This window comes from Acinetobacter sp. SH024 (assembly GCF_000163635.1).
GTDB classification, from domain to species: domain Bacteria; phylum Pseudomonadota; class Gammaproteobacteria; order Pseudomonadales; family Moraxellaceae; genus Acinetobacter; species Acinetobacter pittii.
Window position 1 is genome coordinate 729,966 of sequence record NZ_GG753601.1, and the last position, 24,841, is coordinate 754,806.

20 protein-coding genes and 1 pseudogene are annotated in these 24,841 nt (G+C 38.7%); 9 read left to right on the forward strand and 12 right to left on the reverse strand.

What is annotated here, in order from left to right; genetic code table 11:
• Position 1: 1 nt before the first annotated feature.
• Positions 2-103, forward strand: a pseudogene (locus HMPREF0013_RS25340) (PilZ domain-containing protein); the annotation flags it as partial.
• Between the two features lie 29 nt (positions 104-132).
• On the opposite strand, the gene HMPREF0013_RS16000 reads toward HMPREF0013_RS25340, so the two are convergent.
• Together HMPREF0013_RS16000 and HMPREF0013_RS16005 are read right to left on the reverse strand one after the other, a co-directional pair.
• Entirely contained in the window at positions 133-1,041 is a 909-nt protein-coding gene (locus tag HMPREF0013_RS16000; protein ID WP_002118971.1) for a DMT family transporter, read from the reverse strand.
• Positions 1,042-1,048: 7 nt separating this feature from the next.
• Positions 1,049-1,537 (reverse strand): YaiI/YqxD family protein, encoded by a 489-nt coding sequence (locus HMPREF0013_RS16005; RefSeq protein WP_078210287.1) that lies wholly within the window; start codon positions 1,535-1,537, stop codon positions 1,049-1,051.
• Between the two features lie 246 nt (positions 1,538-1,783).
• On the opposite strand from HMPREF0013_RS16005, the gene HMPREF0013_RS16010 reads away from it, so the two are divergent.
• The gene (locus tag HMPREF0013_RS16010) at positions 1,784-2,725 is read left to right on the forward strand and encodes a hypothetical protein (protein ID WP_002118998.1); all 942 of its coding nucleotides are present in this window, start codon (positions 1,784-1,786) and stop codon (positions 2,723-2,725) included.
• A gap of 238 nt (positions 2,726-2,963) precedes the next feature.
• Here HMPREF0013_RS16010 and serC read toward each other — a convergent pair whose 3' ends face one another.
• Positions 2,964-4,043 (reverse strand): 3-phosphoserine/phosphohydroxythreonine transaminase, encoded by a 1,080-nt coding sequence (serC, locus tag HMPREF0013_RS16015; protein WP_002118825.1) that lies wholly within the window; start codon positions 4,041-4,043, stop codon positions 2,964-2,966.
• Positions 4,044-4,430: 387 nt separating this feature from the next.
• On the opposite strand from serC, the gene HMPREF0013_RS16020 reads away from it, so the two are divergent.
• The 4 genes from HMPREF0013_RS16020 to HMPREF0013_RS16035 are packed head-to-tail and all read left to right on the forward strand — an operon-like array spanning position 4,431 to position 9,280.
• Complete coding sequence (locus HMPREF0013_RS16020; RefSeq protein WP_005073068.1) at positions 4,431-5,918, forward strand: TolC family protein; 1,488 nt, start codon at positions 4,431-4,433, stop codon at positions 5,916-5,918.
• 12 nt (positions 5,919-5,930) lie between these two features.
• Positions 5,931-7,052 (forward strand): HlyD family secretion protein, encoded by a 1,122-nt coding sequence (locus HMPREF0013_RS16025; RefSeq protein ID WP_002118647.1) that lies wholly within the window; start codon positions 5,931-5,933, stop codon positions 7,050-7,052.
• Between the two features lie 3 nt (positions 7,053-7,055).
• Complete coding sequence (locus HMPREF0013_RS16030) at positions 7,056-8,186, forward strand: ABC transporter permease (RefSeq protein WP_180752373.1); 1,131 nt, start codon at positions 7,056-7,058, stop codon at positions 8,184-8,186.
• Positions 8,183-9,280 (forward strand): ABC transporter permease, encoded by a 1,098-nt coding sequence (locus HMPREF0013_RS16035; protein ID WP_002118881.1) that lies wholly within the window; start codon positions 8,183-8,185, stop codon positions 9,278-9,280. The genes HMPREF0013_RS16030 and HMPREF0013_RS16035 overlap by 4 nt, the downstream gene beginning before the upstream one ends.
• Positions 9,281-9,324: 44 nt before the next feature.
• Here the strand turns inward: HMPREF0013_RS16035 and gyrA are convergent, their stop codons facing one another.
• The 4 genes from gyrA to xerA all read right to left on the reverse strand — a co-directional run bounded on the left by gyrA (position 9,325) and on the right by xerA (position 15,454).
• Positions 9,325-12,039: a DNA gyrase subunit A gene (gene gyrA, locus HMPREF0013_RS16040; protein ID WP_002118662.1), complete on the reverse strand. Its 2,715-nt coding sequence runs from the start codon at positions 12,037-12,039 to the stop codon at positions 9,325-9,327.
• A gap of 366 nt (positions 12,040-12,405) precedes the next feature.
• Positions 12,406-13,338, reverse strand: coding sequence for an electron transfer flavoprotein subunit alpha/FixB family protein (locus HMPREF0013_RS16045; RefSeq protein WP_002118921.1), 933 nt, complete (start codon positions 13,336-13,338; stop codon positions 12,406-12,408).
• A gap of 17 nt (positions 13,339-13,355) precedes the next feature.
• Positions 13,356-14,105, reverse strand: coding sequence for an electron transfer flavoprotein subunit beta/FixA family protein (locus tag HMPREF0013_RS16050; protein ID WP_002118903.1), 750 nt, complete (start codon positions 14,103-14,105; stop codon positions 13,356-13,358).
• Positions 14,106-14,566: 461 nt separating this feature from the next.
• Positions 14,567-15,454, reverse strand: coding sequence for a site-specific tyrosine recombinase/integron integrase (gene xerA, locus HMPREF0013_RS16055; protein ID WP_078210288.1), 888 nt, complete (start codon positions 15,452-15,454; stop codon positions 14,567-14,569).
• A gap of 165 nt (positions 15,455-15,619) precedes the next feature.
• Between xerA and HMPREF0013_RS16060 the strand changes: the two genes are divergently transcribed.
• A complete protein-coding gene (locus tag HMPREF0013_RS16060; RefSeq protein WP_002118658.1) occupies positions 15,620-16,243 on the forward strand; it encodes a LysE family translocator in 624 nt (207 codons plus the stop codon).
• Between the two features lie 86 nt (positions 16,244-16,329).
• On the opposite strand, the gene dapF is transcribed toward HMPREF0013_RS16060, so the two are convergent.
• The 5 genes from dapF to HMPREF0013_RS16085 all read right to left on the reverse strand — a co-directional run bounded on the left by dapF (position 16,330) and on the right by HMPREF0013_RS16085 (position 22,030).
• A complete protein-coding gene (dapF, locus tag HMPREF0013_RS16065; protein ID WP_002118553.1) occupies positions 16,330-17,175 on the reverse strand; it encodes a diaminopimelate epimerase in 846 nt (281 codons plus the stop codon).
• A gap of 5 nt (positions 17,176-17,180) precedes the next feature.
• On the reverse strand, positions 17,181-18,431 hold the full coding sequence (gene lysA, locus HMPREF0013_RS16070) for a diaminopimelate decarboxylase (protein WP_002118492.1): 1,251 nt from the start codon (positions 18,429-18,431) through the stop codon (positions 17,181-17,183).
• Positions 18,432-18,453: 22 nt separating this feature from the next.
• Positions 18,454-18,675 (reverse strand): LPS translocon maturation chaperone LptM, encoded by a 222-nt coding sequence (gene lptM, locus HMPREF0013_RS16075; RefSeq protein WP_002118887.1) that lies wholly within the window; start codon positions 18,673-18,675, stop codon positions 18,454-18,456.
• Between the two features lie 140 nt (positions 18,676-18,815).
• Entirely contained in the window at positions 18,816-20,222 is a 1,407-nt protein-coding gene (locus tag HMPREF0013_RS16080; RefSeq protein WP_005803866.1) for an amino acid permease, read from the reverse strand.
• A gap of 314 nt (positions 20,223-20,536) precedes the next feature.
• Positions 20,537-22,030: an alanine/glycine:cation symporter family protein gene (locus HMPREF0013_RS16085; protein ID WP_002118565.1), complete on the reverse strand. Its 1,494-nt coding sequence runs from the start codon at positions 22,028-22,030 to the stop codon at positions 20,537-20,539.
• 343 nt (positions 22,031-22,373) lie between these two features.
• On the opposite strand from HMPREF0013_RS16085, the gene radA reads away from it, so the two are divergent.
• Together radA and HMPREF0013_RS16095 are read left to right on the forward strand one after the other, a co-directional pair.
• Positions 22,374-23,762: a DNA repair protein RadA gene (gene radA / locus HMPREF0013_RS16090; RefSeq protein ID WP_002118367.1), complete on the forward strand. Its 1,389-nt coding sequence runs from the start codon at positions 22,374-22,376 to the stop codon at positions 23,760-23,762.
• Positions 23,763-23,844: 82 nt separating this feature from the next.
• Positions 23,845-24,816 (forward strand): Tim44 domain-containing protein, encoded by a 972-nt coding sequence (locus tag HMPREF0013_RS16095; RefSeq protein WP_002118912.1) that lies wholly within the window; start codon positions 23,845-23,847, stop codon positions 24,814-24,816.
• Positions 24,817-24,841 lie beyond the last annotated feature (25 nt).

Sequence of the window (24,841 nt, forward strand, 5' to 3'; positions counted from 1 at the left end):
CCTTAATAATCCTAATATTATATTGCTGCGCTATTTTCTACTAGTTAAGTTGGGAGATCAATTTGATCGTGCATTTCGCTACGAATTAGAACAATTTAATGAATAAGCTCAACAAATTACCCAAATCTTCTCCTATTTAGACTTCATATGTTGAGCAAAATTCCGGTTTGCCTGAATGTCTTTATAGAAATATAAAAAGAGTCCAGACAAGATAATGAAAGCGCCTACAAAAACCATAATTGAAAGTTGCTCATGGTTTAAAGCAGCCCCAATCATCATCGCTAACATAGGTGTAATAACCGTTGTTAAAGATAAAGTTGTTGCCTGAATATTTTGTATAAGTTTGAAATAACAGAACATGGCAACGAGTGATGCCATAAGTACCGTATAAATTAAGGCAAATAAAGATTTGGCTTCTGGCAAATGTGTTGGTGCATATTGCCAAATAAATGGAATAAAACAACTAGCAAAAATAGAAGACACTAAAATAGAGCCTGTTGCCTGAGCCATCGGCTGGATCTGTGCATTAACTTTCTTGACCCAGAAAATTGAAAATGAATAAACAAATACACTGATCAGCATAAGAACAATACCAAACGGGTGTACATGCTGATTCGCACCGCTCAGACAAATAATAGCTAACCCACAGACCGCAATTGCCATACCCAACCATTGCAGCTTATAAAGTTGTTGGCCAAAAGCAAACCGACCAATAAGCCCCGCCATAATCGGTGCTAAGCCAAACATAAGCGCAATCATACCTGAACTTAAATATTGGGTTGCGGCATAAGTGAAAATTTGAGAACCAATTAAGCTAAAAGATCCAGCAATGTAGCTATGAACTGCTTGTCGATGCGTCGGAAAAGGTGTTCTCAAAATTAGTAATATGATGACAGCCAAAGGCAATGCAATAAAAAAGCGTAATAACAATGCCCACATCAGATGTAGATCAGACACACTCCAGACAATTGCCAACGGAGTTGTTGCCCAGATAAACACTAACAAGGCATAGGTTAGAGCCAAATTGGTTTGCGATGGCATGCGATGCTCACTTAGCTGTTTTACGTTTTTGCTTTAAAATCGTTTGATCTAATGAACTTGAAAATTCACGTTTATCTCGTTCGGAAATAGGAGGCGGTCCACCAGTTTGCACACCTGCACCACGGAGCGTATCCATGAAATCACGTAGATGTAAACGCGCTTTAACATTCGCCGTTGTATAGACTTCACCACGGGGATGAATAGCAACTCCACCTTTCTCGATCACCTGAGCTGCCAGTGGAATATCCTGCGTAATGACAATGTCATTTTCAACCATACGATCAACTATTTCTTTATCTGCCTGATCGGCACCACTTAAAACCTGTATTGATTTAATACGAACAGAAGGCGTAATCCCAACATTTTGATTGGCTACAAAAATGACTTCTAATTGATAACGATCTGATGCACGTAAAATCACTTCACGTAAAATTTTCGGTAAGGCGTCTGCGTCTACCCATAGCTTAAATGGCAGCACGTTATTCTCTATTTCCACTAAAAATATTAGTCTAACAGATGCTTTTCTAAGGTGAGTAAAAATAACGATTAAACTGATTTTTAATTTCAACATTTAAATTTTTTATAAGTTAAACGTACTTTTAACTTATAAATAGAAACGTTGCTTCCCCTTAAATGACTAAATACGCGCTTTTACAAGAGAATTTACATATGGTGACTTGAAAAATAGCAAACACCCTCGATTTAATATAACAAGTAATGTGAACCCAACAGCATCGTGCTTATGAAAAATCAAAACAGTCCAGAAGTTATTAAAGTAAATGACCAAAATTTTGGTAGTCATGGAGAACATTGGAATCTATTGACCTCCCATCCCGAAACAGATGTACCAAAATGGTTAGGACTGGCACTTGATGCACCTGTAATGCCAATGGGTTTGTGTGAACATGAAGAAGACATGGATCAATCTTTTTGGCTCATTCAAGGTCCACAAGACCAAAAAGTTACCATCAATCAAATTATTGCTGTTGAAAATCAAAAACCTCGCGCGCTTAAAACAGCCTTCCCAAGTTTTGAAAGTCCATATCAATATAATGCGAAAATTGAACGCATCATTACTTGCGACTCTGCTACACAAGCCGTGTTAAGTTTAAGATTAAATAAAAATACAACTGTTTATGCATTTGATAATTTATTTAGTGTTAACTACTGTCAATATGATAAAAATCAAAACTATCAAGTCCAATTTAATGCATGGGCTTATGAATTAGAACCTGTTCCAGCAGGTGAAAAAATCATTGTTGATGACCCCGCTTCTATTAAACATCACCGTGCATTAAATGCAATTTTAACTGAACATAATGGTGTTGCTCCTGAAAACTTACAGGAACTCATTAATGAATGGCAACCAAAAACTCCAGAAGATCAAGAACCTGTAACCGTTGATTTTTCTAAAATGGTCGCTTATTTATATGGCGAAAATCTTGGTCAAGAAGATGAAGCATGGTTCCAAGGTAATATTGTTGGTAAAACTTCTATGACATTTATGGGGGCAGAATATACCCTTTATGATGTCACTTTGGTTTTAGAAGATGATCTTCCTGCCATATTAGTGCGCATTGCGACCAAAAACGATTTGTATAAAAACTTTAATATTGGTGAATATATTCGCGGTAATATCTGGATTCAGGCGACTATTTGTGCTAAAAAGGGTGAAACTAATTGAATTTCACTAATATTTTAATAATTAGGTTATTGAATGAAGATTATACCCGAACAAACTACCAGCCTCATTCAATCCAGTAGCCTGCGCGTAAAGGTCGATACTGGTGCGTTTTGCTTTTTTGTCTTGGGTATGTTCTTAGCTGCCCTATTCATGCACCAGTTTGGTTTAGTGCCTTTTTAATTTATAACTTATTCAATAAATAAAGCCCTCATTTGAGGGCTTTATTTATTTGATTTGCTTAACCATTACGCTTTGCAAAATCATCCATAAAGTTGATTAAAGCCTGTACGCCTTCTAATGGTACGGCATTATAAATACTTGCACGCATACCGCCGACAGAACGGTGGCCAGCTAAATTTAACAAGTGATTAGCTTCCGCTTCTTTTAAGAATTGCTTTTCTAAAGCTTCGTCTGCCAAGGTAAACGGTACATTCATAATTGAACGGTTTGGAATTGCGATCGGGTTATTGTAGAAATCACTTGAGTCGATATAACCATATAACAACTGAGCTTTTTCAAGGTTCACTTTATGAATAGCCTCTACCCCACCCTGCTCTAGCAACCATTCAAATACCAAACCAGACAAGTACCAAGCGTAAGTCGATGGTGTATTTACCATAGAACCATTTTTGGCTTGGTCACCATATTTTAAAATACTTGGAATTTCTGGTTTAGCTTGATCAAGTAAGTCATCACGAATAATGACAATTGTTAAACCAGCAGGACCAATATTTTTTTGTGCGCCAGCATAGATTAAACCAAACTTGGTGACATCTAATGGAGCAGATAAAATACTTGATGAATAGTCACAAACAAGTGGCGCTTTTACCTCAGGAATTCCTGCGAACTGTAAGCCGCCAATCGTTTCATTATCCGCATAATGTACATATGCTGCATCATCAGATAAGTTCCATTCGCTTTGTTCAGAAATTGCGAACTTGCCATCTACTTTAATGCCAGCTTCTACAACATTAATATCGCCATAACGTTTTGCTTCTTTTAACGCTTTTTCAGACCAGATGCCGGTGTGAATATAATCGGCTTTACTGTTCTTACCTAAAAGGTTTAAAGGAATAGCAGAAAATTGTAATGACGCACCGCCTTGTAAAAACAGTACTTTATAGTTTTCTGGAATGTTCATTAACTTGCGTAAATCTGCTTCAGCTTTTTCAGCCACAGCAACATAGTCAGCACTACGGTGACTCATTTCCATGATGGATAGACCTTTACCCTGCCAATCCAACAATTCTTGTTGAGCTTTTTCTAAAACGGCAGTAGGTAATGCAGCAGGACCAGCACAGAAATTGTACGCGCGCATGATTTTTCCCTTGTATAAAGTCAAACACAATAAAAATGGCATTTAACCACAGATTGCTTAAGCTTGCAGCAGCTTCTCAAGTAAATATTTCAATGCTGTACTGTATTTAGCTTTATTTTTTCAATTATTGTTGTCGTTATTTCTTTAGTTTTAATAATCAGCTTCCTCATTTAAAAAAATTTTTAAGCAAAAAGATCAACTTGACTTGTGATTATAATTTCACATACCTTGATAGCTATTACAAAAAAATATTGGCTTAGTAAATTCAATAATTAAAGGAGCTAAAAACCACTATGTTTTTATACAAATGTATAATAAACAAGATGATAATTGAATTTAATAACAAGAAATTTAAACTATAAGGGATGCCAAAAATTGTTATTTAAAATGCCAACACACCGATATAGACATTCTATTTTTCCATTTTCATTTAAACCAAAACATCTTGCTTTGGCTTTAGGCTTTTTTTTCACTAATCATTTATATGCCGGAAGCTTAAGTTATGCTGAAGCAGAACAACAAGCTTTAAAAAGTTCATACAGTACTCAAGCCAACCAAGCATTACAGCAAGCATCTCAATTAGAAGCTGAAGCAGTAAAGGGCCTCGGATTACCTAGAGTTGATTTGAATGTCAGAGCCTACGCTTTTCATAGTGAAACAGATGTACCTCTTGGGGCTTTTAAACAAAAACTTGAAAATGATTTAAGCCAAGGACTAAATGACAAACTTTCACAGTGGAGCAATGTCATTCCATCAGATGTGCTGGGACAAGTTCAAGAAGGTGCAAACCAAACCATACATGATGGTATAAATCGCTTTCCTGATTATGCGAATCTGACTATCGAAGATCAGGTGGTACGCCCTTCGATTTCAGTCGTAATGCCACTCTATACAGGCGGCTTAACCAGCAGCGCTAAAAAAATAGCTAATATACAAGCACAGCGCTCTGAGCTTTCAAGCCAACAACAGCAGGATATACAGCGATTTGAAGTAGTACAAAGTTACTTTAATGTGCAATTACAGCAGCAGCTGGTCGCAAGTAGCTTATTTAACTTTAATGCGATGCAAAAACATTACAGCAATGCCCTAAAGCTGGAACAACAAGGATTTATTAGTAAAGGGCAACGCATGCAGTTTGAAGTCGCTCGTAATAATGCAGAACGTACTTTACAAAATACTCAAGCTAACTTAAACGCCAGCCGGTTTAGCCTTAATAACCTTTTACATCAACAAAATAATGTAGATTTAAGTACACCTTTATTTGTAAATAACACTCCAAGCCAGTCTCTAGAATCACTTTTAACCAGTTATTCACAAAAATCTAGCCTTGTACAAAAAATGCAGATGGATACTCAACTGGCTAATGTCAATATTCAAGCTCAACAAGCCGCAAAAAAACCAAGTCTATTTGCATTTGGTGAATATGCGCTTGATGAAAATGAAAACTGGATTGTCGGTGTAATGGCAAAATACAACCTATTCTCTGGGATAGATAAAAATAAGAATATTCACGCCGCCGAATTAAAGCGTTACGCTTCAGAGCTCATGACTGAACGAACTAAACAAGAGATTGAAGCACTTTTGAATAAATCATATAACGAGCTTAACTCTGCTCAACAAAGTCATCAGCTTTTACAAAGAAACGTAAATGCTGCTCAAGAAAACCTACGTATTCAAGAACTTTCTTTTCGTGAAGGAATGGGTACAGCAACCCAAGTGATTGATGCACAAAATGCATTAAGTGCGTTAAAAACTGAAATGGCTTTAAATGCTTATAAATATGTCATGTCACTCGCAACTTTACTGCAAAGTCATGGCTCAATTGACCAGTTTAAAGCTTACGTTAATCAACCACATACCGACTATATTCGTTAAGGGGAGTATAAAATGAATCAAGACTCAGCTCATTCAGAACAAGATTCTCCTGTTGCGGATACAGCAGAAACCACCCAAGTTAAAAAAGATGATCAAGTTAGTGACCATCAAGAATCAAGTACAAATAAAAATGACGCCAATCCTCCTAAAAATTCCAAAATTAAACTGTTTATTGGTTTGATCATCATTGCCTTATTAGGTTTAATTATTTTTGGTTTGTGGAAAAGCTATCAACCGAAACCTATTGAACTACAAGGCCGTGTTGAAGCTGAAACTATTCACGTAAGTACAAAAGTCCCGAGTCGTATTGAAGAAATTTATGTACAAGAAGGCCAGAAAATTTCCAAAGGCCAACCCCTTGTTCGTTTGGTTAGTCCGGAAATAGAAGCTAAAAAGCAACAAGCTTTGGCTACCTTACAATCGGCTTTAGCATTTCAATCTACGGTAGATCGAGGTTCTCAACAAGAAAATATCGATACTCTTTATGCCAACTGGCAAAGCACGAAAGCACAAGCAAACCTTGCAAAAACTACTTACCAACGTGGTGAAAATTTATATAGACAAGGTGTCATTTCACGTCAAAGACGAGATGAAATGCTCGCAGCACAGACCTCTGCTCAAGAATTAAGTGAAGCCTCTTATCAACAATATGCTCGTGCAAAACGTGGAAGCACTAGCCAGCAAAAATCTACAGCAGATGCACAGGTTGAAATTGCAAAAGCTGCGGTAGCTGAAGCAAAAGCTTTAGAGGAAGAAACACGCTTACTCTCTCCGATTTCGGGTACAGTTTCAAAAACTTACGGTAAGCCTTCTGAATTAGTCGCTATGGGTGTGCCTGTTGTTAGCATTTTAGAAGATGATGATTTATGGGTAAGTTTAAACGTGGGTGAAAATCAATATGCCTCTGTTTATAAAAATAAAATCCTTGAAGGATTCATTCCAGCACTTAATCAGAATGTGAATTTTAAAATTAAGAATATAGATGCTGAAGGTGAATTTGCCACCATTAAAACGACTCGCCAAACTGGAGGCTATGATATTCGTAGCTTCAAATTACATCTGGTGCCTGAAAGTCCTGTCAAAGATTTAAAGGTTGGTATGAGTGTTCTATTTAAAATTAAAGAAGAAAAATAAAGCATGTTTGCCAGTATATTACGGGAACTAAACTATCTAAAAAGTAATAAATGGGATTTGTGTATGGTGACACTTATCCCTGCTTTTATCATTTTCATGTTTAGCAGCATGTTTTACGCAGGTAAAGCTGAACACTTACCAATTGCGATTATTGATCAAGACCAAAGTGAACTCAGCCGTAATATTGAAAAGTATCTTTCGTTGAATCATACAGTAGACATTAAAACAATTACGGCAAGCTCTGCTGAGGCTGAACAACTACTCAATGAAACTAAAATATGGGGTTATGTTTTTATTCCAGACGGCGCTGAAAAACGCTTTGTGAAAGCACAAGATGCTCAAATCAGCATTGCATTTAACCAGTCTTTTTTTAGTGTCGGAAATACCATTTCTTCCGCAATGTTGGTCAGTACCCTCAATGCTTTAGCAGACTATGCTGGTCAAAGTTATCTTGTAAATAGTATTCCCTATTTAGATGTTCCTACAGCTCATGTCAAAATCTCAACGCTTTATAATCCAAGTATGAGTTATGAGTTTTATTTAGAACCTTTCATGGTTCCTGCTGTATTGCACTTATTGTTATGTTGCTGTGTTGCCTTTGCTATTGGACAAGAGCTTAAACGTGGCACATTAACAGCATGGGTAAACCGAGAAAGTTTTATTCAAGGCTTACTGGCTAAAAATCTGCTTTATAGCCTTATATTTTGTGCATGGACATGGGTATGGATGTTTTGGCTAGTCGAAATCCGTGGCTGGTTCGTAGCAGGTTCTCTTAGTTTATTATTATGTGCACAGTTTTTACTTTATTTTGCTTACGCTTTGATTAGTAGCACCGTCATTCTTGCAACCAAAAATTTAAGTAAAACTTTTGGCTTTATCGCGGTATATGGTGGGTCTTCTTTAAGTTTCGCAGGCGTTACGCTACCTTTAAATAATGCACCTATTTTCACCAAGTTTTGGTCACTCATTATTCCTTATACCCCTTATGCCAAGCTTCAAACCGAACAATGGGTGATCGGCAGTCCAGTTTTCATTTCAATGATTCCTTTTTTAATACTCATCGGTTATTGCCTGATTTACTTCTTTTTAAGTTGTCTATTGCTTAAAAAATTAGTTCGAGGGGCAACACAATGAAAGAATTCTTTAAGGCTTATGGGCAAACATTTAAAGACATTGTAAGTAATAGCTCAGTTTTCACAACTCTGATTTTATCGGTCATTCTTTATAGCTTTTTTTATCCTACCGCCTATAAAGCTGAGCGTGCAGAATCTATTCCAATTGTGATTGTTGATGAAGAACAAAGCCTCTTAACTTCTCAATTGATTGGCCAAAGTGCAAATAGCCCCCATGTTCATATCGTTACCGTTACCAGCAATTTTTTACAAGCTGAACAAATGGTACGTGAGCAAAAAGCCGATGGTATTTTACTTTTACCAAATAACTTAACCCAAAGCTTACGCAGAGGAGAAACAGGTGGAATCGGCTTATACTTAAGCACAACCAACTTTTTAAAAACTAAAGAAATTGGTTTAGGTCTAGCAACCTCGATAGAAGCTACATTAAAAGAATATATTGAAAAATTTGGACAGCGCACTCATTTCCAGCCAGCGCTTTCTATTCATCAAGTGCCGTTATTTAATCCACTTTCAGGATATGGAAGTTATATTTTTCCGGCTGTGGCATCGTTAATTATTCATCAAACGATTGTGCTAGGTTTGGCAATGTTAATAGCTAGCTATAGTGAGCAACGTGAAAAGATTACAGCTGTTCGCCTCGCTGGAGTTTTCGCAAGTATATTTACGATTGGTTGTTTAGGGTGTTTTTATCTTTTTGGTTTTACCTTGTGGTTCAATGACTATCCACACGGTGGAAATTTTATAGGTCTACTCATTGCCGTTCCAATTTTTATTAGTTGTGTGATTGGATTAGGCATGCTGATCGGTTCACTTTTAGATATGCCGGAACGTGCCGGACATATTATTGTGTTTAGCTCAGTACCTTTATTCTTATTAACCGGAGCTGCTTGGCCTCATCAAGCCATGCCTGAATGGTTACAATGGCTTGCGTGGTGTTTACCTTCCACACATGGGGTACAAATGTTTGTGCAACTTAACCAGATGGGTGTTCCATTAGCCACGGTTGTACCAAAGCTGATTTTTCTTGGGACCCTTGGATTAATATTGGTGAGTTTATCTTATTATCGGCTTGTTAAAAAATCTTCTTCATAAAATAAAAAAGGAAGCTTATGCTTCCTTTTTTATTTAAGTTTTACTTACTCTTCAGAAGCATCTTCATTATTTGATACAACTTCTTCGCTATCAGTTTCAGTAGTATCTACTTCGCCTTCGAGAAACTCTTCTTCATCTTCGACAGCTTCAATAGACACAACACCTACTAGAGTTTCTTCTTCGCTTAAGCGAATTAGGCGTACACCTTGTGCATTACGACCAGTCATCGCAACTTCTGCTGCACGGGTACGAACTAATGTACCGCCATCAGAAATAAGTAACAATTCTTTGGTTTCGTCAATAGACACTGCACCAACAAGCTCACCGTTACGTTCGCTTGTCTTAATCGCAATGACACCCTTACCGCCACGTTTCTTAGTCGGGAAGTCATTTACTGGAGTACGTTTACCGTAACCGTTAGCACTTGCACACAGTACTTCACCTGTTTCAGGTACAACTACAAGCGATACGATACGGCTTACTAAATTTGAATCTGCTGAATCGTCATTGTCATCTGATTCATCATTTTCAACTTCTGCATCTTCTTCACTTAAAGTACTGCTTGCAAAGCTCACGCGCATACCACGAACACCTTTCGCAGTACGGCCCATTGCACGTACGTCAGTCTCAGCAAAACGAATTGCCTTACCTTCGTTCGAGAACAACATGATTTGCTGATTACCATCAGTAATCGCAACACCAATTAAGGTATCTTCTTCATTGAGTTCAATTGCGCGTAAACCATTTGAACGGATATTAGCGAATTGCTCTAAATCAACACGTTTAACCGTACCTGATGCTGTCGCCATAAATACGTAATGGTTTTCTGGGAACTCATTCAACGGCAAGATAGCTGTTACTGTTTCATTCGCATCTAAAGGTAACAAGTTCACAATCGGACGACCTTTGGCACCACGTGATGCTTGAGGCACTTCAAACACACGAAGACGATATACTTTACCTACGTTGGTAAAGCACAGCACAGTCGCATGGTTTGAAGCTACAATGAGATGTTGAATAAAGTCATCATCTTTCATTGAAGTTGCAGACTTACCACGTCCACCACGGCGCTGAGCCTGATAGTCTGAAAGTGGTTGAGTTTTTGCGTAACCTGTTTGTGAAACTGTTAATACAACTTGCTCTTCAGGAATTAAATCTTCACGGCTAAAATCAATACGTGATTCAATAATTTCAGTGCGACGTCCATCACCATACTGTTGTAGTACCAGTGCTAATTCTTCGCGAATTACAGCCATCAATAAATTAAAATCATTCAAAATTGCAGTAAGTTCAGCGATTTGACCTAAGATTTCAGTATATTCTGCATGTAATTTGTCTTGTTCAAGACCTGTTAAACGGTGTAAACGTAATTCTAAAATTGCGCCTACTTGTGTTGGTGATAAACGGTAAATTGAATCGGTTAGACCAAATGGACGATTTGGATCTTCACCTTCGATTTCATCTGGACGAACAGAAATTGCGCCAGCTTTTTCAAGCAATGAAACGACACCACCACCTGCCCACTCACCTGCAAGTAAACGCTCACGCGCTTCAGCAGGGTTAGCAGAAGTTTTAATCGTCTCGATAATTTCATCGATATTGGCTAAAGCAACTGTTAAGCCTTCTAAGATATGACCACGTTCACGTGCTTTACGCAGCTCGAACATAGTACGGCGTGTCACAACTTCTTGGCGGTGACGGATAAATGCCGCAATAATATCTTTCAGATTCATCAATTTTGGTTGTCCATTATCAAGACAAACCATGTTGATGCTGAATGAGTTCTCAAGCTGGGTATTTAAGAATAAGTTATTTACAACGACTTCGGCGTTTTCACCGCGTTTTAAGTCAATTGCAATACGCATACCTTCTTTGTCAGACTCATCGCGAAGTTCTGAAATACCTTCAAGTTTTTTCTCTTTCACTAACTCGGCAATACGCTCAATAACTCTTGCTTTGTTTACTTGATATGGAATTTCAGTAAAGACGATGGTTGTACGGCCTGTCTTTTCATCTTCTTCGAAATGGTACTTACCACGAATATGTAAGCGGCCTTTACCTGTACGGTAGGCATCAACAATACCTGATTTACCGTAAATAATACCGCCTGTAGGGAAGTCAGGACCCGTAATGTATTCCATCAATCCTTCAATCGAGATGTTCGGATTGTCAGCATAGGCTAAGCACGCATTCACCACTTCTGTCATGTTATGCGGTGCCATGTTGGTTGCCATACCTACGGCAATACCAGCAGCGCCATTAATTAACAAGTTAGGAACACGTGTCGGAAGTACTTCAGGAATACGCTCAGATCCGTCGTAGTTATCTTCCCAGTCAACCGTGTCTTTTTCTAGATCTGCAAGAAGCTCGTGTGCAAGCTTGGTCATACGGACTTCGGTATAACGCATCGCAGCTGCGCTATCACCATCAATCGAACCGAAGTTACCCTGACCATCTACCAATAAATAACGTAAGCTAAAGTCCTGAGCCATACGTACAATGGTTTCATAAACAGCTGAGTCACCATGAGGGTGATATTTACCGATTACGTCCCCAACAACACGCGCAGATTTCTTGTAGGCTTTGTTATAGTCATTGCCCAATTCGTGCATGGCATAAAGCACACGACGGTGAACAGGTTTCAGACCGTCTCTCACATCCGGCAATGCACGAGATACGATTACACTCATCGCGTAATCTAAATATGAATGCTTGAGTTCGTCCTCAATGGCAATCGGTCGGATTTCCGATACGCTCATGCATACTCCTTCTTACAGATAGAAATTTCCATCTGCTTATATGTCTTGATCTTGCAAAAAATTTAGTTCCGGAAACTGAACTAAAATCGAAAAAAATATAGCTGTATACTATAGCATAAAAGCACTTTGTAATGTGCGGAATCTACACTGCTAATCTGGTGATATTTGTATAATTTAATTGCATATTATTCTTATCATATCGCTATAACGAGCATGTTCTATTCTTAATAAAACTATGTGATTTTTATTCTATAAAAATCAAACCTCAAATGAAATAAAAGTCTCAGTTATACATTTCAGGACACTATCCATAATAAAAAAACCCCTAGTAAAAACTAAGGGTTTTTTAGCTGTAATCAGTAAAGATTAAAGTTTAGATACCAATTCTGGTACTACAGTGTTCAAATCACCAACTAACCAGTAGTCAGCAACACTGTTGATTGGCGCTTCTTCGTCTTTGTTGATTGCAACAATAACTTTAGAATCTTTCATACCAGCTAAATGCTGGATCGCACCAGAAATACCTACAGCAACATAAAGCTCAGGCGCAACGATTTTACCAGTTTGACCAACTTGGAAATCGTTAGGTACAAAGCCCGCATCAACTGCTGCACGTGAAGCACCTTGTGCTGCACCAAGCTTGTCAGCTAATGGATCAAGTACTTTATGGTAGTTCTCACCAGAACCTACCCCACGACCACCAGAAACTACGATGCGAGCCGCAGTTAATTCTGGACGATCAAGCTTAACGATTTCTTCAGATACGAAGTGAGAAATACCCGCATCTTTTACTTCGCCAACTGTTTCAACAGCAGCTGAACCGCCTTCCGCAGCAACTGGATCAAATGCTGTACCACGAACAGTACCAACAATGATTGCTTCGTCAGATTGAACAGTTGCAATCGCGTTACCTGCATAGATAGGACGCTTGAATGTGTTCGCAGATTCAACAGAAATGATATCTGTGATCATGCTTACATCAAGAAGAGCAGCAACACGTGGAAGAATGTTCTTACCAGTCGTTGTAGAAGCAGCTAAAACGTATTTGTAACCTTTAGCCAAGTCAGCAACTAAGCCAGCTACGTTTTCAGCTAATTGGTTTGCATAAGCAGCGTTGTCAGCAAGTAAAACTTTGCTTACACCAGCAACTTTAGCAGCAGCATCAGCAACTGCTTGAGCACCAGAACCAGCAACTAATACAGTAATATCACCACCGATTTTTTGTGCTGCAGCAACAACGTTTAAAGTAGCACCGTTAAGTACTTGGTTGTTGTGGTCAGCGATAACTAAAATACTCATGATTTTATCCTTCCGTATTAGATTACTTTCGCTTCATTTTTCAATTTTTCAACAAGCTCATCTACAGATTTCACTTGTACGCCAGCTTTACGTTCTGCTGGAGCTTCAACTTTAACAGTTTTAAGCTTAGTACCAGCTGTAACGCCATAATCCGCAGGAGATTTAGTATCAAGTGGCTTCTTACGAGCTTTCATGATGTTAGGCAATGCTGCATAACGTGGCTCGTTCAAACGCAAGTCAGTCGTGATGATTGCAGGAAGTGTAAGTTCAACAGTTTGTAAACCACCGTCAACTTCACGAGTCACTTGTACTTTACCGCCATCAACTTTCACTTCAGAAGCGAATGTACCTTGACCAGCACCTAATAATGCACCAAGCATTTGACCTACTTGGTTAGAGTCATCATCAATTGCTTGTTTACCAAGAAGGATAAGTTCTGGTTTTTCAGCTTCAACAACACCTTTTAAAATTTTAGCAACTTCTAAAGCGCCAATTTCATCAGTAGTTTCAACCAAAATACCACGGTCTGCGCCTAGAGCCATTGCAGAACGGATTTGTTCTTGAGCTTCTTTAGGACCAACAGAAACAACAACGATTTCTGATACTGTTCCTTTTTCTTTTAAGCGAACCGCTTCTTCCACTGCGATTTCACAAAATGGGTTAATTGACATTTTTACGTTGGTAAGGTCAACCCCACTATTGTCCGGCTTAACACGAACTTTAACGTTGGCATCAACCACGCGTTTTACAGCAACAAGAGCCTTCATGTAATCCTCGGCTGTTCTAGCAAAAGTAAATGTTGAGAAAAGTATATTAACTCTTCAATTAAAATTTTTTAGGTACCCTATCTTGCAATGTGTTTGGCATTTCGGTCAAGTCACAATTTTCTGGAACAGCACAAAAAAAATGAAATCATCAGTTCATAAAAAAATTTTAGACTGCTATGAAGGCCTATTTTATTCTTTTTAAACTCTATTTTATACATTGATTTTTATTATCTTTTTATCTTATTTAGCATATTAGCTAGAAACATAAGATTACTTTTAAAAACCATAAATCCGACGTTTTTTAGACCCAGTCGTCCACAAAATACTCAAAGATCAAAATTGTCAATTGGGTAGTTTCCCTTATTTCTCTTAAACAAATTTGTAAAAAAATACAAATGATCTCTACATTCACCTAAAACTTATCAATTTAATTATCTATTTATTGAGTCTATTTTTAAATTTTAGTTTTTATGTGCCCTTGGATGAGCTTGATCATACACTTGTGCCAAATGATCGAAATCAATATGGGTATAAATTTGTGTGGTAGATAAATTACTGTGACCTAACATTTCTTGTACTGATCGCAAATCACCACTACTTGATAACATATGGCTAGCAAAACAATGACGTAATAAATGCGGATGTAAATCGACATTTACACCTGCTCTTTGTGCCTGAAGCTTCACTCGTTTTTCAATTTGCCTTGGAGTGAGCGCTCCTCCTCGCAAGGAAATAAAAACAGAATCATTTTGATCAAAATGTCCTTTCCAAATTTTATAAACTTTCAACCAGTTCAATAGGCTTTCTTTTGCTTTTTTCCCAAACGGTACAATACGGGTTTTATTTCCTTTACCAGTAATACGAACAAGTTGGCGATTAAAATCTACATCTTTAACAGTTAATCCCTGCAATTCAGCCAAACGTAAACCACTTGAGTAAAGTAACTCGAGCATCGCTTTATCTCTTAACCACAGTTGCTGATCAACTGGTTTTTCTGGCATAGGTTGATCCAAAATTTGATTAACCGTTTCTATGTCGATCATGCCGGGCAAAGGTCTAGGTTGGCGTTTTAACTTAAAATCGTCGGTAGGATTAATTTCTAGATATTTACCTTGTTCAGCCCACTTCATAAATTGACGAATTGAGGTGAGATGACGTTGCATGCTACTTGAACTTAACTGGTCCTGTTCGACACGCTGCGCTAAGTACTCTCTTAAATCTGAAGCTTCAATATTTCTCAAATCTAGTTGTTTGTGCTCGCAGAACTCAAGAAAGCTTTTAACATCTCTTTCATAAGCATTAATCGTGTGCTCAGATTGATTCTGTATTTTTCTTTCTTTTAACCACATTGAGAGCAGTTGTAATGCAAAATCCAAATTGCTCTCCATTTATTTGCTCATTTTTTTGAGTGTACCAAAAACTATGTGATCATGAAAATTTGATATCGCACAACCTAATGCTGATCTAATTTATATATTACAATTTAAACCAAGTATTCATTGGACCATGCCGCCATGACCACCATACTCATCCCTTATTTAATTGCGATTACCTTACTTACACTGACCCCGGGTCTGGATACGACTTTAATTATTCGTACAGCAACACTTGAAGGTAAATCGAAAGCGTTTCAAACAGCGGTCGGCATTAGCCTTGGCTGTATTGTATGGGGAATTGTGGTTGCCTGTGGTCTAGGTGCTTTGCTCATGGCATCTGATCTCGCTTTTAATATTCTAAAATGGATGGGAGCAGCTTATCTAGCATGGTTAGGTTTAAATATGATTTTAAAACCACGTAGCCAGCTTGCAAACATGCAAGAAAGCAACTCAAATGTCCCCTCTTCACAGAATTGGTTTATTAAGGGTTTTTTGGGTAATTTACTTAATCCCAAAGTTGGTATTTTTTATATTTCATTTCTTCCACAGTTTATTCCACCACAAGCATCGGCAGTTACTTGGGTGATGGGACTGGTAATGATTCATGTGGTGATTGGAATGCTATGGTCAACTTTATTAATTTTGGCTATGCAGCCACTGTCACGTTATCTTAAGCAACCTAAATTTGTGAAATATATGGACCGAATTACTGGCAGTATTTTTGTGTTGTTTGCTTTGAAATTAGCTTTGAGTAAAAGATAATTAAATCAAATATTATTGTACATATAAAAGAAAGCCTCTTTTATCACTTTAGCTGATGAAAAGAGGCTTCTATTTAGGTAATGCTATTAACCTTGAAAATAACGTAAATCCAAACGCCCATCATATACATGAGTTGTTGGACCAGTCATCCAAACCACATCGCCTTCTTGCCATTCAATTTGTAACTTACCGCCAGCAAGTTCAACTTCAACTGAGTTCGCAAGTAAGCCACGGCGCATACCACTTACCGCAGCAGCACAAGCACCTGTACCACATGCAAGTGTTTCACCAACACCACGCTCAAATACACGTAAGCGAACATGTTTTTCATCAATTACTTGCATAAAGCCAGCATTAACACGTTCAGGGAAACGTTTATGTGACTCAACTTGTGGACCAATGCCAGCAACATCTGCAGTTAATACATCTGGAACAATAGTGACAGCGTGAGGATTGCCCATATTGACCACATCAATATTAATGTTCTGGTCGTTAGCTAACTCAAGTGTATATAAAGCTTCTGGTTGTTCTGCAATGAATGGAATTTCATTCGGCAAAAATTTCGGGTAGCCCATATTGACGCGAACCCAACCATTTTGTCCCAATTCAGGTTTTACAATACCTGCTTTGGTTTGGACAGTAATACTTGTTTTGGTTGTTAAATGGCGCTCATGTACAAAACGAGCAAAACAGCGTACACCATTACCACATTGTTCAACTTCAGAACCATCTGCATTAAAAATACGATATTTAAAATCTGCTTCCGGTAAATCTGGCGGTTCAACAATTAAAAGCTGATCAAAACCAATGCCAAAATGACGATCGGCTAAGCGTTGAATTGTTTCTGTATCCAAATAGGCACGTTGGCTGATTAGATCAACCACCATAAAGTCATTGCCTAGGCCATGCATTTTAGTAAATTCTAACAACATTTCATTTACTCCTCAGGCAATAAGCGTTCATTTTCCCAAAGGGATTCAACCGTTTCACGCTCACGAATCAAATGGGCTTTATCGCCTGATACCATCACTTCTGCAGCACGGCCACGTGTATTGTAATTTGAACTCATTACAAAACCATAAGCGCCAGCGCCAAGAACAGCTAACAAGTCATTTTCTTTTAAAGCCAATGAACGATCTTTACCAATGAAGTCACCTGTTTCACAGATTGCTCCAACGAGATCCCAAGTTTTTTCTTCAGTATCTGAACTTGGCACTACAGGTTGGATATCCATCCAAGCTTCATATAAAGCAGGGCGAATTAAATCATTCATTGCTGCATCAATAATGGCAAAGTTACGGTGGCTCGTTGGCTTGAGCAAATCAACTTTAGTTAAAAGCACACCTGCATTTGCACTAATACTACGACCTGGTTCCATATAAACCTTGAGACCTAATTTTTCTAAAGCAGGTTTCATTGAGTTGGCATATTCTTCAACACTTGGTGGTGTTTCATCTTTATAACAAACACCCAAACCACCACCAATATCGATGTGTTTAAGAGTAATACCAAGTTTTTTCAATTCTTCGATCATTAACATGACACGATCTAAAGCGTCAACAAACGGTTTAGTCTCGGTCAATTGCGAACCAATGTGGCAGTCAATTCCAATGATTTCAAGGTTTGGCAAAGATGCAGCATATTGATAAGTTTCATAAACGGTATCACTTGGAATACCAAATTTATTTTCTTTTAAACCTGTTGAAATATAAGGATGAGTTTTTGCATCTACGTCTGGATTTACACGTAAAGAAATTGGCGCTTTTTTGCCTATACGAGCTGCAACCTTTTGAAGACGGTCTAGTTCTGCATAAGACTCAACGTTAAAGCAAGCAATGCCTACATTTAACGATGTTTCGATATCGGCTTCGGTTTTACCCAAACCAGAAAAAACAACTTTAGATGCATCTCCCCCCGCTTTTAAAACGCGTGCAAGTTCACCACCTGATACGATATCAAAACCAGCACCAAGTTTTGCCAACACATTAAGAACAGCTATATTTGAGTTAGATTTCACCGCAAAACAGATTTGATGATCAATAAAATCAAAAGCACGGTCCATATCTAAGTAATGTTTTTCAAAAGCTGCTTTTGAATAAACATACAAAGGGGTGCCAAATTGCTGCGCAAGCTGCTCCATAGAACATTGCTCTGCATGCAATACTCCATTAATGCGAGTGAAACTCATGAATGTGTCCTTATTTCAAAGCTTAAGGTGAAGTTGTTTGGGTTGGGGCTGATGATTCAACTGGCTGTTCAGCCTGCTCATCCTGTTGAACAACTTGTTTCTGTTCTTTATTACGATAGAGCAAGTATTTCGCACGTTTGTCATAATTCGGATCAGAAGGTAGCTGTAATGCTCCTGACTGACCACAAGCGCTAAGCAAAATACTGCTGCTCAATAAACTGATGAGGCAAATGACACGACGCATCTGAGCACCTGATTTAAACAATTCGATGCAGTATACCGTGATCATGCAGGCGGCTAAAGAGTAAACTTAAAGAGAAAAACAATATGCATAAAAAACGCCAGCTTTTCAGCCGGCGTTTGATCATAACCAAATAAATTTAATTACTTTTTATGACGTGGTTTATAGAAGAAGAAATAACCAATGATCAAGATAACAAACCAAATTGGGCTGACTTTCAGCGCTTTGAACGTATCTGGTTCTAAAGACAGCACATAAATCATGCCAATAAAGAAAATAATCGTGATCCAACATGTAAATAAGCCACCTGGCAATTTAAATGTTGATTTTGCATGTAGCTCAGGACGCGTAGTGTAGTAACGGATATAACTCCAGATAATGAGTAACCACACGCAAATGAACAGAATCGTTGAAAGCGTTGTTGCAAGTGTAAATGCCTCAACTGTATTTGGTACAAAATACTGTAATGCCGCACCTAACAATAAACATGCCGCAGAGAAATACAATGCATTTGCCGGTACCGCACGTCTGTTCAATTTACCAAAAGCTTTTGGACCCTGATCTTCACGAGATAAACCAAATAACATACGGCTTGTTGAGAAGACACCACTGTTCATTGATGACATCACTGATGACAATACCACCAAGTTCATCAAAATCGCTGCTGCTGCCACACCTGCTTGACTAAACAAGTTTACAAATGGACTGATCGCTGGATCAATTTTATTCCAAGGTGTTACAGACATCACAATCAACAATGCCAATACGTAGAAAATAATGATACGGATTGGAATTGAGTTAATTGCTTTTGGTAAGTTACGTGCTGGATCTTTCGTTTCCGCAGCCGTTGTTCCCACAAGTTCCACACCAACAAAAGCAAAGATTGCAATCTGGAAGCCTGCCAAGAAACCATGTACACCTGTTGGGAAGAAGCCACCGTTAGCCCAAAGATGAGTAAATGATGCAACTTCACCTGTACTTGAGGTAAAGCCTGTAAAGATCATCCATAGACCCACAGCGATTAAAATAATAATCGCAAGAATCTTAATGAGCGCAAACCAGAACTCTAACTCACCAAATAGACGTACGGTTAATAGGTTTAAACCCATAATAAATACAATCGCGGCAACACTGATCATCGCCCCTTCGACAGGCGAGAAAGGTAAACCATTATTGAAGAACTGTAAGTAGTAGATAATTGCAGAGAGGTCAGCGATACCAATCGTGATCCAACATAACCAGTACGTCCACCCTACAAAATAACCTGCCCATGGACCGATTAAATCTGTTGTGAAGTCAATAAATGATTTATAGGCAAGGTTTGAAAGAAGTAATTCGCCAAGCGCACGCATGACAAAAAACACCATCACACCAATAATCAAATAAATGAATAAGATCGACGGACCAGCAAGGCTAATTGTTTTGCCTGATCCCATAAATAATCCGGTCCCAATTGCACCACCAATCGCGATCAGCTGTAAATGCCGATTGGAGAGGCTTCGATGGAGCTCACCTTGTTCATGAGGCTCGCTCAGATTTTGATCCGACATTTGATAAATACACTCCAGTAATTTTTTTAGTCCGTTAGCTAAATTCAAATCAAAAAGACGATATCGCACCATTTGCAGGTATCTTTTAAATGTATATTTTTTGACAACTTTTCAGCTAACCAATTTTGTCTGTATTGCTGATGATTCCAAGCTACATACAATTAGGGCCGATAATACGCACAAGCCCCCTGCAATACAACGGACTCTCAAGTCAACTTTTGTCGTACTTGCTTAACTTTCGCATATATAAAAAGGCTACCAGTGAGGTAGCCTTTTCAATTAAGGATCAAGAAATAAATTTATCTTTTGAAAATTTACTTTTGCTTATTCTTCAGTTTTTCTTCCCAGAATGTCGCATTTTTAATTCCTAATTTAACAGGATCAAATGTGTACTCTTTTACTCCAGCTTTTTGCTGCTCCTCGTAATCTCTTAGCGCTTTAATTGTTGGCTTCCATACAAAATAAGTCACAATAATTCCGACAATATTAATCCATGCCATTAAACCAACACCAATATCACCAATACCCCATATATAACCGGTTGCACTTAAAACCCCATAAGATACGGATAGGATAATAAAGCACTTGGTTACAAATAATAATGATGGAGATTTAGTAATATAGCTTAGATAAGTAATGTTAGTTTCAGCAATATAGTAATACGCAACAATCGTTGTAAAAGCGAAGAAGAACACAGCCAACGCCACAAAGATTTGGCCAAAATTACCAAACATTGTGCTCACTGCCATTTGTGTAAATGCAGGAGAACCTATTTCTACCGTAGCTCCAACATGTTGCACAATGAATTGACCAGCTTCTAATGTTCCTTGTACGTTATACATACCTGTAATTAAAATCATGAATGCTGTTGCAGAGCAGACGAATAAGGTATCAACATAAACGGAGAAAGCTTGCACAAAACCTTGCTGAGCAGGGTGTTGAACTTCAGCCGCAGCCGCCGCATGAGGACCAGTTCCTTGTCCCGCCTCATTTGAATACACACCGCGTTTTACCCCCCAACCGATTGCAGCACCAAGACCCGCCATAGGAGAAAAAGCATCTTCAAAAATTAATTTGATTACACCAGGTAATTCGTGAATATTCGCAATAACAATAACAACAGCCATTAGAATATAACCAGCTGCCATAAAAGGAACAACGAATTCAGCAAAGCGTGCAATCCGTTTAATCCCACCAAAAATAATGATAGCGAGTAAACCAACAATCACCACAAGTGCTACAAGTTTAAATAAACCGATATCGCCAAATATAATTGCGCCTTCACCTGTAATCTGGGTAAATGCCTTACCCACAGCATTTGCTTGAATTCCCGGTAAGAACAAACCACAAGAAATAATTGCTGCTATAGCAAACACAACTCCTAACCAACGCTGACCTAAACCTTTATCAAAATAAAAAGCAGGACCACCACGATATTGCCCTTGATATTCAACTTTATAGATTTGTCCTAGAGTTGACTCTACATATGCAGTACCTGCCCCTAAAAAGGCAACTAACCACATCCAAAAGACAGCACCGGGCCCACCAAAGCCAATTGCTGCCGCTACACCCGCAATATTACCTACACCTACTCGTCCCGATAATGAAACAGCTAAGGCTTGAAATGATGAAATCCCCTGTTCTGAAGAAGTACCTTTTATTAATAGTCTGGCCATTTCCTTCATTTGACGTACTTGAACAAATCTTGTCAAAATAGAAAAAAATAAACCCGCGCCTAAGCAGAGGTAAATAAGTGCCTTACTCCAAATAATGCCATTAATCCAATCAACAATTTCTGCTGCACTCATAGATATCAACCTTTTGTATTTTTAAAATACAATACTCATATTATTTTGTTCGTTTTCACTTCAGCAATATCCATGCCATATCTATAATAAACAGCTAGATACATACTCCAGTAAAAACACCGTCCTTGGGGAATAGATTAGATTTTTTATATCCACTGAAAACAAACTTTATCTGACTTGTAAAAATCCAATATCGTGTTATTTTTGGTGTCTTTCCCTTACTAGTTCCTTAGAAGATCCCTTCAAATTTCCTCAATATCTTTTATGATAATTTTTGGAAACAAGAACGAAGAACTTCCTAAGAACTATATTTATATAATATTGAGCAAAATTTCAATTTTTTATGAGCAAAGTCAAAACTGTTTACCGTTGCGAGCAATGTGGTGCCGATCATCTTAAATGGGCTGGTCAATGCTCAGAGTGTGGTGAATGGAATTCTCTGACTGAAGTTAAACTTGAGCCAACCACTGCTCACCGCGCACGTCCAAAAATTGGGGGCTATGCGGGTCAAGTTGCTAACATTACAACACTAAATAAAGTTTCCGTTTCTCATGAAACCCGCTTACCTACAGGCATTAGCGAATTTGACCGAGTGCTTGGCGGCGGTTTGGTGACAGGTTCTGTTGTATTAATTGGTGGTGACCCCGGTATTGGTAAATCAACCATTCTTTTGCAAACTGCAACGCACATGGCAAGCGCAAAAAGCTCTGCACTTTATATTACGGGTGAGGAATCTTTATCGCAGGTAGCTCTTCGTGCGCAACGTCTTGACCTGCCAACCGACCAATTAAAAGTCATGGCTGAAACCTGTGTAGAACGCATTTGTGAAGTTTTAGAACAAGAAAAACCTGTAGTCGCTATTCTAGATTCGATTCAAACACTTTATACAGAAACCCTCCAATCTGCTCCGGGTGGGGTTTCACAAATTCGTGAATCTGCTGCTTTATTAACCCGTTATGCAAAAAATAGTGGCACGGCACTATTCATTGTTGGTCACGTGACCAAAGAAGGTGCACTGGCAGGTCCGCGTGTTTTAGAGCATATGGTGGACTGCGTACTTTACTTTGAAGGTCAATCAGACTCTCGCTATCGCATGATTCGTGCTGTTAAAAACCGTTTTGGTGCAGTGAATGAGCTTGGCGTATTTGGCATGACTGATAAAGGCTTACGTGAAGTGGCCAATCCTTCTGCTATTTTCTTAAGTCGTTATGATGAAGCGATTCCTGGTTCAATTGTCATGATTAGCCGTGAAGGAACTCGCCCTCTTTTGGTCGAAGTGCAAGCTTTAGTTGATGATGCTCAAGGACAACCACGACGTGTTGCACTTGGTCTTGAACAAAACCGTTTGAACATGTTGCTTGCTGTAATGCATCGTCATGGCGGCGTGCAAACCACTGGACAAGATGTATACGTCAACATTGTAGGTGGCTTAAAAATTACCGAAACAGGTTCTGATTTGGCTGTTTTACTTGCATGTGCTTCAAGTTTACGTACCAAAGCCTTGCCCCAACAGCTTGCAGTTTTTGGTGAAGTTGGTCTTTCTGGTGAAATTCGCCCTGTTCCTAACGGTCAGGAACGCTTAAAAGAAGCAGCAAAACATGGCTTTAAATATGTCATTTTACCAAGAGGAAACGCCCCACAAAAGTCAATTCCGGGCGTACAAGTTATTGCTGTTGCGCGCTTGCATGAAGCATTGACAGAAGCTATGCAACTCAGTGATGAATTGACATAAAAAAACATACTTTTATAGTTGAAATTTAGAGTAAAAGCCTGCATAAATACTATTACAAATTAACTCTAAACAGGAATTTCCTATGGAAGTACACCAGCGTGGCTTGATTACCGGTATTTTAATGGCTGCTTTAGCAATTTCTCCTCTTGCTGAAGCTAAACGTGCAGGTGGTGGTAAAAGCCACGGTATGGCACGTTCGACTACTTCAAGCCAGTCTTATCAACAACCTCGTCAAGTGACTCCAGTTCAACAAACCACTACCGCGCCTCAGAAATCTGGTCCAGGCGTTGGTTCAATGGTTGCAGCTGGTGTGGCTGGTGCTGCCGTAGGTGCTGTTGCAGCAAATGCTTTAGCTGATGACAAACCGACATCAACTGAACAGCAAGCCACTCAGGCTCAAGCTCAAGAAGAGAAAAAAGGTGGAATCCCAGGTTGGATTTGGGTATTGCTTGCCGCAGCTCTTGCTTTCTTTGTATTCCGTAAATTGGGATCAAAAAAAAAATTAGCGGGTAACAACCCTTACGCACCAAATAGCAACGGTCAAAACCCATTTGGCCGTTCTGCTGCACCACAAGCAGCTCCACGTAATGCTGGCGATAATACAAATATCTTTGGTCAATCTGTGGGTGGCGGTGCAGCAACGCAAGCGCCTTTTGGTGGTGTAACCACGAGCAATGGCAATCAACTTCCAGATGGTAGTGAACCAGCTGCATTCTTACGTATTGCACGTCAACGTTTTAATCATATCCAATCGATGAATACTGCAAGTAACATTGAAGAAATTCGCCGTTACTTAACACCAGAACTTTATAGTTCTATGTATAACGACATCATGGAAAACCAAGATCAGGACGTTGCTGAATTTAGCAACTTGAATGCGATGGTTGTAGACAGTGCAACTGAAAATGGTCAATACGTAGTAAGCGTACGTTTCACTGGTACAGTAAGTGAAGATCTAAACAGCTTGCCACAACCGTTTACCGAAATCTGGCACTTTGTTAAGCCTGCTGGCTCTCAGCAAGACTGGGTTGTTGCAGGTATTCAACAAGCTTAAGCTAAATAAATCCTAAATAAAAAGC